The organism is Tissierella sp. P1 (assembly GCF_002266425.1).
Lineage (GTDB): Bacteria > Bacillota > Clostridia > Tissierellales > Tissierellaceae > Tissierella > Tissierella carlieri.
In genome coordinates this window covers 73,134-86,591 of record NZ_NPMN01000008.1, presented here as the reverse complement: position 1 = coordinate 86,591, position 13,458 = coordinate 73,134, and the positions used below count along the sequence as shown (strand labels likewise).

General features: G+C 28.8%; 19 protein-coding genes, 2 pseudogenes and 1 riboswitch. Of the genes and pseudogenes, 3 read left to right on the top strand and 18 right to left on the bottom strand.

Annotated features, from left to right (window positions below; genetic code table 11):
* The first annotated feature begins 81 nt into the window (after positions 1-81).
* The gene (locus tag CIW83_RS07560) at positions 82-507 is read left to right on the top strand and encodes a hypothetical protein (protein WP_094900238.1); all 426 of its coding nucleotides are present in this window, start codon (positions 82-84) and stop codon (positions 505-507) included.
* Between the two features lie 425 nt (positions 508-932).
* Here the strand turns inward: CIW83_RS07560 and CIW83_RS22475 are convergent, their stop codons facing one another.
* A complete protein-coding gene (locus CIW83_RS22475) occupies positions 933-1,436 on the bottom strand; it encodes a hypothetical protein (RefSeq protein ID WP_162288515.1) in 504 nt (167 codons plus the stop codon).
* A 389-nt stretch (positions 1,437-1,825) separates the two neighbouring features.
* Between CIW83_RS22475 and CIW83_RS07550 the strand changes: the two genes are divergently transcribed.
* Positions 1,826-2,032 (top strand): hypothetical protein, encoded by a 207-nt coding sequence (locus CIW83_RS07550; protein ID WP_094900237.1) that lies wholly within the window; start codon positions 1,826-1,828, stop codon positions 2,030-2,032.
* 215 nt (positions 2,033-2,247) lie between these two features.
* Here CIW83_RS07550 and CIW83_RS24835 read toward each other — a convergent pair whose 3' ends face one another.
* Entirely contained in the window at positions 2,248-2,349 is a 102-nt protein-coding gene (locus CIW83_RS24835) for a putative metallopeptidase (protein ID WP_369819378.1), read from the bottom strand.
* Between the two features lie 421 nt (positions 2,350-2,770).
* Between CIW83_RS24835 and CIW83_RS22745 the strand changes: the two genes are divergently transcribed.
* Positions 2,771-2,908 carry a hypothetical protein gene (locus CIW83_RS22745; protein ID WP_201259725.1) on the top strand — a complete coding sequence of 46 codons (138 nt, stop codon included), beginning with the start codon at positions 2,771-2,773 and terminating at the stop codon, positions 2,906-2,908.
* 1,372 nt (positions 2,909-4,280) lie between these two features.
* On the opposite strand, the gene CIW83_RS07545 is transcribed toward CIW83_RS22745, so the two are convergent.
* The 16 genes and pseudogenes from CIW83_RS07545 to arsM all read right to left on the bottom strand — a co-directional run bounded on the left by CIW83_RS07545 (position 4,281) and on the right by arsM (position 13,444).
* The gene (locus CIW83_RS07545; RefSeq protein ID WP_201259724.1) at positions 4,281-4,964 is read right to left on the bottom strand and encodes a cadmium resistance transporter; all 684 of its coding nucleotides are present in this window, start codon (positions 4,962-4,964) and stop codon (positions 4,281-4,283) included.
* A gap of 300 nt (positions 4,965-5,264) precedes the next feature.
* On the bottom strand, positions 5,265-5,537 hold the full coding sequence (locus tag CIW83_RS07540) for a metal-sensing transcriptional repressor (RefSeq protein WP_094900236.1): 273 nt from the start codon (positions 5,535-5,537) through the stop codon (positions 5,265-5,267).
* Positions 5,538-5,566: 29 nt separating this feature from the next.
* Entirely contained in the window at positions 5,567-6,028 is a 462-nt protein-coding gene (locus CIW83_RS07535; protein ID WP_094900235.1) for an MATE family efflux transporter, read from the bottom strand.
* A gap of 422 nt (positions 6,029-6,450) precedes the next feature.
* Positions 6,451-6,699 carry a GlsB/YeaQ/YmgE family stress response membrane protein gene (locus CIW83_RS07530; protein ID WP_094900234.1) on the bottom strand — a complete coding sequence of 83 codons (249 nt, stop codon included), beginning with the start codon at positions 6,697-6,699 and terminating at the stop codon, positions 6,451-6,453.
* A gap of 541 nt (positions 6,700-7,240) precedes the next feature.
* Positions 7,241-7,438, bottom strand: coding sequence for a hypothetical protein (locus CIW83_RS07525; RefSeq protein WP_094900233.1), 198 nt, complete (start codon positions 7,436-7,438; stop codon positions 7,241-7,243).
* Positions 7,439-7,546: 108 nt separating this feature from the next.
* Complete coding sequence (locus tag CIW83_RS24830) at positions 7,547-7,840, bottom strand: hypothetical protein (protein ID WP_143598539.1); 294 nt, start codon at positions 7,838-7,840, stop codon at positions 7,547-7,549.
* 291 nt (positions 7,841-8,131) lie between these two features.
* Positions 8,132-8,671, bottom strand: coding sequence for a 2'-5' RNA ligase family protein (locus CIW83_RS07520; protein WP_094900232.1), 540 nt, complete (start codon positions 8,669-8,671; stop codon positions 8,132-8,134).
* 123 nt (positions 8,672-8,794) lie between these two features.
* On the bottom strand, positions 8,795-9,028 hold the full coding sequence (locus CIW83_RS07515) for a hypothetical protein (protein WP_094900231.1): 234 nt from the start codon (positions 9,026-9,028) through the stop codon (positions 8,795-8,797).
* Between the two features lie 409 nt (positions 9,029-9,437).
* The gene (locus tag CIW83_RS23640) at positions 9,438-9,554 is read right to left on the bottom strand and encodes a nucleotidyltransferase domain-containing protein (protein ID WP_235601256.1); all 117 of its coding nucleotides are present in this window, start codon (positions 9,552-9,554) and stop codon (positions 9,438-9,440) included.
* Positions 9,555-9,876: 322 nt separating this feature from the next.
* On the bottom strand, positions 9,877-10,035 hold the full coding sequence (locus CIW83_RS07510; protein ID WP_201259723.1) for a hypothetical protein: 159 nt from the start codon (positions 10,033-10,035) through the stop codon (positions 9,877-9,879).
* 186 nt (positions 10,036-10,221) lie between these two features.
* Positions 10,222-10,380, bottom strand: coding sequence for a hypothetical protein (locus tag CIW83_RS22155; RefSeq protein WP_158220045.1), 159 nt, complete (start codon positions 10,378-10,380; stop codon positions 10,222-10,224).
* 199 nt (positions 10,381-10,579) lie between these two features.
* Positions 10,580-11,047: pseudogene (locus CIW83_RS22740) on the bottom strand (B3/4 domain-containing protein); the annotation flags it as partial.
* Positions 11,048-11,074: 27 nt separating this feature from the next.
* Positions 11,075-11,287 carry a hypothetical protein gene (locus CIW83_RS22735; RefSeq protein ID WP_201259721.1) on the bottom strand — a complete coding sequence of 71 codons (213 nt, stop codon included), beginning with the start codon at positions 11,285-11,287 and terminating at the stop codon, positions 11,075-11,077.
* Positions 11,288-11,344: 57 nt separating this feature from the next.
* Positions 11,345-11,440: riboswitch (guanidine-I (ykkC/yxkD leader) on the bottom strand.
* A gap of 197 nt (positions 11,441-11,637) precedes the next feature.
* Positions 11,638-11,952 (bottom strand): annotated as a pseudogene (locus CIW83_RS07500) (pyridoxamine 5'-phosphate oxidase family protein); the annotation flags it as partial.
* Between the two features lie 341 nt (positions 11,953-12,293).
* Positions 12,294-12,425 carry a hypothetical protein gene (locus CIW83_RS24280; RefSeq protein WP_255374304.1) on the bottom strand — a complete coding sequence of 44 codons (132 nt, stop codon included), beginning with the start codon at positions 12,423-12,425 and terminating at the stop codon, positions 12,294-12,296.
* Positions 12,426-12,652: 227 nt separating this feature from the next.
* Complete coding sequence (arsM, locus tag CIW83_RS07495) at positions 12,653-13,444, bottom strand: arsenite methyltransferase (RefSeq protein ID WP_369819372.1); 792 nt, start codon at positions 13,442-13,444, stop codon at positions 12,653-12,655.
* Positions 13,445-13,458 lie beyond the last annotated feature (14 nt).

Below are 13,458 nucleotides of genomic sequence, written 5' to 3'. Positions count from 1 at the left end.
TTAATATAAATATAATACACCAATTTATCCCTAGTAAATTTCATAATTGTTCTGGGAATACTAACTATGGGGTGATATATTATGATTAAAAAATTTCTCACAACAGTATTTTTAGTTATCATACTTTTTCATCTACAGGTTATTCATGCTGAAGAGTACGAATACATTGAAATCTTTGACCCTAAACAAAATAAAGTAATTAAAACAGTTCAAACAAACGAAGAAATCAATAATATGGTTATAGGTTGGATAAACAAAATAGATGGAATCTATGCAAAATTTGACCCCGTTAAGGATGACGGCTATGCTATTAGATTTCCACTTGTTCCTGCCATTCAGTTGCAAAACAAATGGCTAAATACAATTGTAAAAGAAGTATATCTTATAATCCCCAAAAATGATCCACCTTTTTTCATGGTTTTTGAAACAGAAGATAGACTGATATGCTTTCCGTTTACTGGTGAAATAAATACATTATCAAATGTTTTGGATTTCAAACTAAAGTAAGACGAATATTGTTTTGAATGTAAATGTTTCTACTTTCTAATGCTATATTATTCAGTCTTTAATACAATATCTACCGTTTGATTTTCAATACTTACTTCGAAGTTATAACATAAATTACAACTAATTATTTTCTTTCATCATAAAAATACCGTAAAATTCATTTCCGAATAATACGGTATTTTAATAATATATTTTATCTTCTAATCATGACGTTAAATATAAATTATCCAACATAAATATAAACCTATCATGTTATATATCTATAATTCTATTAATGTAATATATATCCATGTGAAAGGAGGATTATTTACAAACAATACGAATTTATCTGGATTGTTCGGCTACTTCAAGATGGTACAAGATTGTTATCAAAATAAAGATTATCGTCTTAATCTACTATTACAAATTACTTATAACTATCTATCTTAAATCCTGTAAATAAATCTATATAAATGAATAAGTCCACCAGAAAGCAAAGCGACTACAACACCTAGAAAAGTTCCAATTATTGCTCCCCTGATGTGATGCTTCGGATTTCGATATGCTTCATCCATATCTTCTGTCCCAGAAATCCTGGTTTTTTTACTATGGCAGAATAGTCCTATATCCAAGACAAATAAGTCATAAAGGTTAACGGCAAAAAATATGATAAACACATGTCTGAATGCCTTAACAAAACTTCTTGCTCCAGAATAATAGGCAACTAATGCTAACATAATAGCAAATATAAATATTGAAAAGATTTTGATGGCTATATGACGTTTCTTCTTAGTATCAATATTTACTTTATACTGAGGTAAACTCTCAACACGTCTGCGAATCTCTGGTGGAAAAGATACAATTTGACTGATTGGCTCCTTATAGAGCGGTGGTAATATTATTAATGTAAATATGGCACAAGCTATAATACATTCAACTACTAATAGCATCATTCTTTACTCCTTTCAAATTCCAATTTATAAATAATTCATATATCATGTTTTCTATTATTACAACTTACTTATATGCCAATTATAACATACGTACTATATAATACCAGTGAATTTATGGTAACATTCTATTTTCAATACCGTATTATTTAGTTTTCAAGGTTCAATAGCTACATCATATAAGTAGTATTATGTGACTAATTTCAAATGCCAGTACATATCTTTACCTTAAAACTCCTAAATTCTATTAAAATCATACTCACTATTTCCCCTCCTCCTAATGCGATATTTCAGTTTTTATACCAATAGTACTTTAGAACTATATGAATGTATTTATCTTTTCTGTTATAATTATTTGTATTTCTTACTCTTATAAAGGTGGTGTCATAATGTTTATTCCTATTTTTCTTATTGTAGTGGGTTTATTTGCAATTATTTGTACTGTTTTGAAACCAGCATTTTATTGGGAAAGTCGTAAAGCAACACGACTTATAAAATTAATAGGCAGTACCGCTACCTCTATACTATATATAACTATAGGCATATTATTAGTAGGTATTGGAGTTGCTGATTTATTGGGATTAATCTCCTTATAAAGTATTGAGAAGAATATTTTCAATACTTTTTTATTTAGAATCCTAAATTTTTTTCCTTTTCCCATCTATGAATTATTGAATTCTTCTAGGCTGAACATATCATTCTGTTTCGCTAGTGGTTCTAGCTCTCTCCAAAGTATTTCTTCTTCCAGAAGATTCTTTATTTTTGCTTGAATTGCTGGCCAATCAGTCCCAAATGTTGCTATAATGCTATTTCAATCTTCTATATCGTGCTTGACCATGTCTCCATCTTCTCTAATATGTATTAGTTCATGATAAATTAATGCTATTATTTGCTCTCTTTGCATTCTCTCTATGAAATACTTTCTAGTTTTAAGATATATTCATATCCTGTCATTACTAATAATTTCCTTAGTTTTTCTAATATAATCATAATGTTTTCATGTTGGGTTCTGCCACTGCTGTTATTTAATCTTTATTTAAAGTATCAATTCTGTAAAAATAATAATTAACAATCTACTGTCATCTTTCATATTGTATATTAGGATTTAAAAAATCCTCTCCTAATAATTCTTTCTTATATTTAATTCTCAATTACTAATACATTAAGGAGGTGCTGTTATGGCTGAGAAACAATGTGGATTTTTTGGCGGTTGTTTTGATGAATCAATCATATTCATATTCTTAATATTAATTCTTTTGTTCTTCTGTTTCTGTAACTAGTAGTACGGCTTTTTTAAAAAATCTAACTTTATTACTGCATAGGAGGTATATATTATGATTGACAATGAAATACGTACAAATTGCTTTGACGAAGAGTGTGGCTGTGGTATGGATACTTCATTATTGTTCTTCTTTTTACTTTTAGTAATTCTTTTCTGTAACTGTGACGGTTTTTTTGGAAGAAGGTGCTAAATCTCCATATTGAATCGGGGCTTATTCCCGATTCTTTTTTCATTTATTAACTCCTAAAAAGTACCCTCTTAAATCCTTGTCTATTCAACACATAGTCCCCCTAGAAATAATAATGAACACTTTTCCACTTCCATTCATAATCTATTGTAAGAGTGCTAAATCTGAACTGAATAGGGGGTGTATTTATGGGTGGCTTATTCGGCAGAAGAGGATGCGAGGGAGAATGTGGTATGGATACTTCTCTACTATTCTTCTTTTTAATATTAGTAATTATCTTCTGTAACTGTGATTTCTTTTAATCTATAATAATTGAGTCGGGGGTTACCTCCGATTCTTTTTTATATTTATTCATAAACCCTAGCCTACTAAATCCGTAACTATATTAGGATATACTTTCCTAAATCTAGTAAAATTCTCTTCTGCCATATTCTCTGCTAGGCTATTTTTCACTGTTGCTATTCTACCACTTACTTATTGTCATAATTTGCACTTACAGCACGGTCCAAATTCATAATCTATTCCATTTATTTTCTATTAAAAAATATTATTCCTAAGACACGTTTCTCTTCTGCTTATATATTTAACTACTTTTCTAGTTGTTATAGCTTGTCCTCCTTCTCTCGATTCTTCTATATCTATCATTTCTACATTTGTTAAATCTCTTAATGCTCTAACACTTACCCCAGTACTGCCATTCTAATTATATGAAGTCTTATCATTCTTAGTTCATCTACAAAATTTATTTGACCCTCTATCTCAACTCGTTCATCTTCTTGCTTTGGGCTATGGATTTACTTCTCCTGAATATTATCTTAATCCCTAAGAGGAAGGATACTACCAATGTATTTTAATATCACTCAATAAATAGTACAGATATAGATTTTCTGACCCCACTGTTTGAATAATTTTGTCGTCTTATAAAAGCTTTAGAAATTATAAATGCAAAACTATAAAAGTTTTTCAAATAAAAAGCCTATGATCAAATTCATAGACTTACTTTAAAAAGTTTAACCGCGCTAGGTTATAATATTAATCTATAGCTTATTTCTAATTTTATCATAAAATAGTGATGGTAAAATATTTTCATATATATTCAGTTTTTTCACAAACTGCTGTATATAAATCCTCATCCTTTGATAAAATCGTGAAAATAAACTTAGTCATAAAAAAAGTACTCCTCAGTTTACTCTAGGGTCTTGTCTTAGCATCATTATTCTATCTTTCTTTGCAATTTATTTTCAAAATTAACCTTCCCATGCTCATCTTCTTCTGTACACATAGGCTTATCCGTTATATAATCTACTACTACATTTCATACTTATGTTTTTCTCAATCTATGGTATTTATTCGTTTTGTATAATAAAATAAACTTTTAAAAGAGCAACTTACTTTCAAAGATTATAAAGATGCCAAGTCCAATAAAAACAATAGGAACGATGATATGCTTATATTTTTGCAGCATTTCTTTTACTTGGGGGAAACTTGCAATTTTTTCGCTAATAAAGCACCACAATGCAATCATTACCACAAAGATGATTACAGTCATTATTAACTGTCCGAAAGTATAGCTGCGAAACAAAGGAATGTATATACCAATGTTGTCGGCTCCATTTACGATAGTAACAAGCATAACACTTAATATTTCAGGCTTAATTATCTTCCTTAGAAGATTTTTTATTTTTTCGATTTTACTAAAGTGATTTTCCTGTTCTCTTTTTCCGCACGTCTCATTGTTGTCTATATCTGTTTCAATAAAGCCATGGTTTTTGGCGTGAGGTTCTTGCATTTCTTTTTTAGAATCAAACCATACTTTTACTCCTAATATTATTGGTATGACCCCCAAAATCCCAACATATTCTTCTGATAATATGCGTAGACCAAATGCACCCAAAAGACTAAGCATAACCAATATACCAATGCCAAGATATTGTCCAATCACAATGTAGCTTTTTTTCATCTTCTCATTGACTTGTGAATATAGAATCGTCAACACAAATATATCATCAATATTAGTGCTTGCAAACGAAATAATTGATGTAATGATTGAACCAATCACGGATATTCCTCCCTTAAAATAATTTAAGCCTATACATACAAAATCGTGTATAGGCTTACTAATCCAGTTGTAATCATACTTCTTATGGTTGGTTTTACTACCTAAAGGTATGAACTGCCCACACCCTATACGTTTACAACAATTATATCACAAGTTTACGATTTTTCACTTTTTTGACAGTCTCAGCAGTGATTCATTTCCTACTAAATTTACTAGAACAAAGACTATTATAGTTCCTTCTATACAATGTATAATCCTATTTTCACTATAACACTATCCAAAAGCATTAAATCTAATAATTTACTTAATAAACTTATCTATAGCAGCATTTAATTTTTCTAATGGCTCATTATCATTATTTTCAATTGCTTCTAGAATACAGTGATTTATATAATCTTGTAAAATTAACTTTCCAGCATTATTAAATACTGCTCTAACTGCTGCTATTTGTATAGGTATTTCACTACATTCTTTTCCTTCTTCAAGCATTCTCTTTACCGCTTCTGCATGCCCAATTATTTTTGACATTCTATTAATAATCTGTTTACTATGAGGATGATTATGTTCATTCATATTTATATCACTCCTTGTATAAAATTACATTATTCTATTTTTATTTCTTTCCGTTTACTTTTCATGAAATGAATCATTAAAATAATTCTCCTGACTATTATGTCTATAGAAATTGCCAACCATACACCAACTAATCCCCAATTTAATCTTATTCCTAATAGATATACTCCCAATACCCGTACTCCCCATATTCCTACAAAAGTTGAGTACATAGGATATTTTGTATCCCCTGCTCCTTGTAGTGCAGAAGTAATTACGAGGGTTACACATAGGAATGGTTGAACTAATGCTACGATTCTAAGTACTTTAACAACTAGGTCTATTACTTCAAAATCTTTACTAAATAATCCTGCCAAAAATGGAGCAAATATATAGAAAACGGCTCCTACTACCACCATAAATCCTGTTGCAAGAAAGTAAGACATCAATCCATGCTTTTGAGCTTCATCGATTTTTTTGCACCCAGACTTTGTATGAAAAAAGACACCCATACAAGGATGTCATTAGTTTAATTTTTAAATGTTGTATTTTTCTATAATGCCTCTGCTCAATGGGAGAAAATCTTCTATTTTTTACCGTCAAATTATGGCATTATGCCATTTGTTTTATATATAGATAGATTCATATGGAAAATATACTTAAAAATATTGAGTTTTTTCTAATGTTTCAGGTATAAACATTTTTATTTATTACATGTTTTTTCTAATATCTTCTGTATCATGGCCTATGCTTTTTAGCCTTGGCTTTATACCAATAATATTTTCTTCATCATTCATTCTCTCATCCTTTACTTTCTTCTTATATACTTCTAAAAGAAAGGAGAAAATTCTCCATTTATCTTCCGATAAATTACAACCAACATGTGATGTATGTAAAAAAGAAACCTAATTATAGATTTCTTTTAAAACATAAATTACCTTTTAATCTTATTAGCTATAAATAATAATATGCAAGCTCCAACTACAGACACTATTACACTCCATAAATTTAATCCTGTAACACCAGATGCTCCTATTAATCTAAATACAACCCCTCCTATAAAAGCACCTATAATACCAACTATAATATTTGCAATAGCACCCATCTGCGAATTTTTACCCATTATCATACTTGCTATCCAACCAGATAGTGCACCTAATATTATCCATGTAAGATATCCCATAATATAAACTCCTTTACTATTTATTTTAATTATCTTGTATTTAAAATACCCTATATACAATTAAAATAAACAGTACTGTTATTTTGTCTGCTTTATCATGACTTAAATCAAACTTCTATGACAATTTAAACATTTATAAACTATATACTCTTTAGGCTCCATCTTCTCACCTCATTTTTAGTTATCATTTATATATATATCTGGTTAGATTATAAAAATCCCACCGGGGAACTGGTGAGATTTAATGTAAATCCTTATTTAATTTTTTGACACATAATCTGGAATAAATTTCAATAATACTATATTAACACACTTATATATTCTTAATGTAAATATCTATCCTACTAAGCCATCCCTTATATCATTTATATAATCGTTTGTTTCCTCTACTATTCTATTGAGCTTATTCTACAATTTATCTAATTTATTATAATGAGCTTCATGATTATACCCTATAATTGTAAGCTTTCTTTCTATATAAGGAAATTCATTATCAAATCCTTTTACATTGTCTTTTGTATATATAATCCGAATCTAATATCTATCTTTTTAATACTTCTATTTCACTTTCTAAATATTTAAGCTGTGATAATCTATTAAGAAGTAATATTTCTTTTACTAATGCTACTCTATAATCTCTTTTAGCTATTGCTTTAGCCTCTCCTCTTTCTTTTATAATAGTAATATCCGTATTTAGGTCATTCCCATATTTATTTAATTCTATCTTTAGATCCTGCATGTCCTCATTCCCAAAAAAGAAAAACCCAAGGCTTTTATTTTCCCTGGGCTTCTAGAGTCTCTATCTATTTGACTTGATACAAATAATATTTATCTTTATTTATTAATCTTAATTTGTAGCAGAATAAGCAAATGGTAGTAACTCTTTTACAGTAATCTTTTTCAATTTATTTTCTATATTAATAATCACTTTACAGTTTGGTGCATAATCCAAAATAAATTGTCTACAATTCCCACATGGTGGTAATATCTTCTCACCATTCTCTCCCCCAACAGCAACTAAACATTCAAATTCTCTTTCTCCGTCAGTTATTGCTGAACCAATAGCTATAATTTCAGCACAAGCACCATGAAGAGAATAAATATTTACCCCTGTCGATTTATAATTACATAATTTAAAGATACTTACTTTGACAAATCTATTAGAATTTCTCTTGCGACTTTTCTTATAGTAGAATCATAATGACTCATATATCTAGTCAAAGTTGGTACATATGTAAGATTATAGGTATAACCTAAAGCATATAAAGTCTCTTCAAATAATTCAGACTCTAACCCTAATTCTTCTAATTTTTCAGCTAAATAGTCTAATTCCCTCCTTGCTAAAGATTATGCTAGTGTACTCTTGCACAGATACCATGTTAGGTGAAATATCCCACACCAATATGCTAAATCCCCAAGCGAATCATTAATGCTATCTTTTGAAATCAATTCTATATTTTACTTCCCCTATTTGTCCATTTGGCTCATAAATAAATGAAATATTATCTACCTCAAAGCTCCAACTAAAATCCATAAATGATAGTTTTTTTAATACTTTTCCTATATTTTCTTTTGTAACATCCTCATACGCTAAACTAATATGAGGGACCCACGATTGTGGGCTATAATAATCACTTATATCTTCCCCTACTTGTTTTAATCTTTCCCAAATAGAATAATGGAACTTCAATAGTTGAACATCTTTAACTACGGGTATAAAAACAACTGGGGATTTTCCAGTAAACAACCCTATCCCCGTTGTTTTTACTTCAAATGGTTTTGTACATACTGCAATATCCTCAAATACATTTATTAATTTGTCCATATCGTAGCTTTCTGCGATTTGCCATGAAAAATGTGGATATGGTGTAACTCTAACTCCAGTTAATCCAATTTCTTTTTCTAGCTTATTCCATATGCTTTCAACCTCTTTATAATAAGGTTGAGGCAGCAATGATACTATACCATGCATATTTACACCTCCATAAAAATCTTACTATATGTCTTACATAATTGTATAGATAATGTTAATTAAACATCTAGATAAGCCTATAAAAAATCATTATGATAACTTAAGATTTGTCTACCTTTTGAATCATTCTTTTGTTTCTTTAGCTTTTATCACTAATACAATTCCATAAATAATTATTGCAAGAGTTATACATAGTGCAAGAAACATAGGCATCTCTGTTGCATAATCACTAGCATAAGTTTTCCATGAACCCGTTTGCATTTCAACACCTTGGATAAATTTTAAACTGTATATTTCTAGTGATAAAACTAAGCCCCCCAAGATGATGGCTAAACTACCAAGTGCTGATTTTTCCACTTTAAATCACTCCCTAAGCAATTCATTAATTTCATCTTCAACTTAATATAAAGATTTTTTAATAGATATTATTTTTCTGTTATCAATTACTTGTATAGAAATTATAACATATATCATGAATTTATTTAGACTATATGGTAAATATTTTACTTTCCAATACCCCATTATTCAGTTTTCAAGGTTCAAACTTTTAATTATTAGTTCATATAAATAGCCTTAGTTACTTAAAGTATAAGATAAAAATACCGTAAAATTCTTTTCTGAATTGTACGGTATCAATAGAACTTTTAGTTTTAATAAACACGAGGTTTAATATAAATTATGCGACTAAATAATAAGTGCTAGTTTTGTCCTTTCTTAATCAAATTGGACTTCCCATTTCTCATTTCGATATGCATTAAAGCACATTTCAAAGCGCATCATAATCACTATGAGTATTATTACTTCCATCTGCAAACGATCCATACACCATAATTGTATGTGGCTTATATTTATCATTAAGATATGTTATTATCTTGTCATGCATACTTATTCTCCTTTATAAATATAAACTGTCTCTATTCTAACTTTTACACTTGTCACTTAATTATAAAAATCATAGTATATTTAATACAGCTTTATCTGCATTATATTATAAGTATTTTTGCTTTTCAATACCGTATTATTTATTTTTGAAGATTCAAATTATCATATTAATTTCTAATAACTATGATTGAACAGATAGCTTTAGTTAGTTGAACACAACATAAAAATACCGTAAAGTCCATTTCTGAATAATACGGTATTGAAATGAAATATTTAGTTTTATTAATTATGAGGTTTGGCATAAACAATGTGTATTAGGATTACTAAATATTTAGTAATGCATTTGAAATTTCCTCAAGTTTTTCATCAGTTATACCAAATTTTTTCTTAAATCTTTCATCTTCCATTCTTGCAATAATTAATCTTGTAAGTAGATATTTCCTTAATAATGTTTTGTATCTTCTCAATTGATTCTTCATCATCGTTATAACCCTTAATGATAGTAACTTCAAATATAAATTTTCCCTCGTATTGTTTATTAAAGTAAACCATGTTTGAAATATATTCTACTAATGTATATCCTTCAATTAATCTCTGGATTTTTTGAAAATCTTCTTCTGTTATTACTTTTATCTCTCCAACAACCTCATCACATTTATTAGCAATTTCTATATATTCATCTCTGCTAGTAAATATCCATTAGAAAGTAATCTTACAGATAAATCTTTGGCTTTTATAAGATCAACAATATCACCTATTTTATCATTTACTAAGAATTCTCCCTTTGAGTTAATAAATATTAATTCTGATTTTGTACTTTCTATCATGATTTCTAGTTCGATTAATGAACTATCTATTTTATCAAATGTTGGGTACCTATCTTATTTTGCGACCTTCCAATAGGACAAAATATACAGTCAAAGTTACAATATTTTTCTGGAAGAATGTTAACTTCCAGTACCCTTCTTCCATCCTCAATATAAACATCTTTATAACTAAAAACACTCATCACTTATTATCCTCAAATTACTTTATTGATACTTCTTTACTGTTAATATCAAGAATTGAAATCTTACATGTTCCACCCAAATCATCCTGTACTTTTTTTGCTAAATCTCCTAAAGCATTCTCAAACCCTTTTAATCTTCTTTCATCAATTAATTCAATGCATAAAAATGCATTCTTTGTATCTTCAGTAAGCATTGTTCTTACTGATTCACGCCAGTTCCAACATCTACAAATTGCTCCTTGGTTATCTTTATATACTATTTTCCCTTCATATAGTGGTGCATTTTCATCTGTTCCTAATGTAATAAAATTTTCATTTCCAACTGCCTTAGTCAATCTAATATTCCCAACAAATGTATCTATATCCTTACCTCCGCAAGGCAATCCATATCTTAATGAAATAGAGTTGTAAATATCAACTAGAGGATTAATGATCCCTAAATGGTTTCCATTATGCACCCGTTTTAATAATGCCTCGATTGATGACCTTGCACCTTTCTTTGTTTTAAATTTTTAAAACCCCTCTCTCCATACCTTTATAACTTCGTTGCTGCTGAATTCTTCATTCTTTAAATATTTTAAAGCTTCCTTTTCTGAGTTATAAATCATATCTTTACATTTGTCTTCATCTTTTATAGAGTTATCTATGCCATGACAAACAACAATGCCAATCCTTACATTGGGAAATAGGTTCCAAAAGTCATCTTCAACAATAAATTTCTTCATTAAAGTATACATCCTCAAAAATAAATAATGAAAAAAGCCATAGAAATATTATTTAATATCTTCCAGGCTTTTATCCCTCCGTGTACACAGTCAACTGTGCGTTTTCTCTTGGACCTGCCAGCTATAAACTGCGGAACCCTAGAAAACTTAAATATATAATTAAATTATGATTTACAAATTTAAAATTACAAACTAATCTTAGCATAATATTAATATTAAATCAATTATATGTCTTTCTTCGCAAAATTCCACTTATTTTAATATTGCATCTTATATTACAGTATCCTAATAAAATATTTAACTTTAATATTCATAACGTCTAATAAGAATATTACTAAAATTGATATTAACTATCTATTTGCCTCTCCTGAAACATGCTCTATAATGATTTTTATTACTTTAGTTCCTTTGCTTGCCTTTTTAATATATTCTTTTCTTTCTTCAATATAATCTGGGGAATATTTATTTAGTATTTCTAAAAGAACCATATTTTTTTCATCATCATAAACTTCAATTGTCTTTCCAAATACAATTACACTCTCATACTTTGTACTAAATTCGTCAGGTAGAATGCAAGTTTGTACTACTACACAAAAAGATACTTTAGTATTATTTAATATATTATCTAATTTATGTCCATTTACAGTACTATGAAAATATATTAAATTATTTAGGTATGAAAATAATTTAGTTAATCATTTATTAGATGCTATAAATAGAATTGACATAGCATTAGAAATAATTTCTTCCCTTATATATGATGATTACTTGAATTTTATTTCTAGTAATTACGGAGGTGAAATTCAATATATAAGAAGATCATTAAAACTAACTCAAGAGGAATTCGGAGATATTTTAGGTGTTCATAAAAAACTATTCAAATGTGAGAAAAACAACAAGCATATCCAACTAGGGAAATTTTTATAAAAATCAAGATACACAATATAATATTTTTTATCAAAAACAATAAAAAATGTCTTACGCTTCCTTTATAACATGTATGGGGTCAGCTCCACCACCACTTCCGCCGCCTCCAATACCGCCACCAATTTCTTGCTAAAGCTGTTGTTCCTACCTGACTAAGTAAAACAAGGCTTAAACAAAGAACCATTAATATTTTATTAACTCTGCTTATCATAAACTTATCCCCTTTAGTTTGATATTATTTATATTCTATATAAAGGTTTGATTTTCCTTTTCATTTTCATAAGTAAGTTCATACAAATTCAGTCATAATTCACAAATAAAAAAGGACCAGAAATTTAATCCTGATCTACTTTAATAATTTATCTAACCCTTTGTCTCCATAAAACCTATCTACTAGCTCCAGAATCATTATGCTAAATAAAAATAATAATATAAATCCTATAACTTTATTGCTTTTATTGATGCGGACATAATATATTCTCCAACTTTTAAATTATGTGCCCATTTTTCAGCATATTCCTTTGATACTTCTTGGGTTTCAATACTAATATCACTAAAACCAGCCTTTTTTAAGTATAATTTTAATTCTTCAACCGAAGATGCCCCAGTAACTCATCCACAATAAAGGTTCTCATCTTGTTTCATTTCCTCTGTTAATTCTCTAATAAGAACTATATCAGAAATAGCAACTCTACCGCCCTTTTTTAATACACGATAAGCCTCGTTATATACCCTTTGTTTATTGGGAGACAAATTTATAACACAGTTTGAAATAATTACATCTGCAGTATTATCTGCTACAGGAAGATTTTCAATTTCTCCTAGTCTAAAGTCTACATTTCTATATTTATATCTTTTAGATATGACTCTTGATTTATTAATCATCTCTGGAGTCATATCAATTCCAATAATATACCCCTTAACTCCAACTTTTTTTGAAGCTAAAAAACAGTCAAATCCTCCTCCACTTCCAAGGTCTATAACAGTTTCACCTTCTTTAAGATTAGCTATTAATTGGGGATTTCCACAACCTAGCCCCATATTAGCTTCCTCTGGAGCAGTTAATATTTCTTCATTAGAATATCCAATTTTACGTGATATCTCTATTGAAGATTTCTTAAGCTTAATATCTCCTCCACAGCAGCCATCCCTTTTTACATTTCCAGTGGCTATTTTACTATAACTATTACGAACAGCATTTCTAACATCTACTTTTTTAAAATCGCTCATCTTTTTGCCTCCAT

Coding starts and splice junctions, on each gene's coding strand:
- CIW83_RS22735 (WP_201259721.1), bottom strand. CDS start 11,287: ATGAAGAAATTTATTGTTGAAGATGACTTTTGGAACCTATTTCCCAAT.
- CIW83_RS07550 (WP_094900237.1), top strand. CDS start 1,826: ATGTTTATTCCTATTTTTCTTATTGTAGTGGGTTTATTTGCAATTATT.
- CIW83_RS22475 (WP_162288515.1), bottom strand. CDS start 1,436: ATGCTATTAGTAGTTGAATGTATTATAGCTTGTGCCATATTTACATTA.
- CIW83_RS07520 (WP_094900232.1), bottom strand. CDS start 8,671: ATGCATGGTATAGTATCATTGCTGCCTCAACCTTATTATAAAGAGGTT.
- CIW83_RS07560 (WP_094900238.1), top strand. CDS start 82: ATGATTAAAAAATTTCTCACAACAGTATTTTTAGTTATCATACTTTTT.
- CIW83_RS07540 (WP_094900236.1), bottom strand. CDS start 5,537: ATGAATGAACATAATCATCCTCATAGTAAACAGATTATTAATAGAATG.
- CIW83_RS22155 (WP_158220045.1), bottom strand. CDS start 10,380: ATGATAGAAAGTACAAAATCAGAATTAATATTTATTAACTCAAAGGGA.
- CIW83_RS07525 (WP_094900233.1), bottom strand. CDS start 7,438: ATGCAGGATCTAAAGATAGAATTAAATAAATATGGGAATGACCTAAAT.
- CIW83_RS07535 (WP_094900235.1), bottom strand. CDS start 6,028: ATGGGTGTCTTTTTTCATACAAAGTCTGGGTGCAAAAAAATCGATGAA.
- CIW83_RS23640 (WP_235601256.1), bottom strand. CDS start 9,554: ATGCATGACAAGATAATAACATATCTTAATGATAAATATAAGCCACAT.
- CIW83_RS07510 (WP_201259723.1), bottom strand. CDS start 10,035: ATGATGAAGAATCAATTGAGAAGATACAAAACATTATTAAGGAAATAT.
- CIW83_RS07530 (WP_094900234.1), bottom strand. CDS start 6,699: ATGGGATATCTTACATGGATAATATTAGGTGCACTATCTGGTTGGATA.
- CIW83_RS24280 (WP_255374304.1), bottom strand. CDS start 12,425: ATGATAAGCAGAGTTAATAAAATATTAATGGTTCTTTGTTTAAGCCTT.
- CIW83_RS22745 (WP_201259725.1), top strand. CDS start 2,771: ATGATTGACAATGAAATACGTACAAATTGCTTTGACGAAGAGTGTGGC.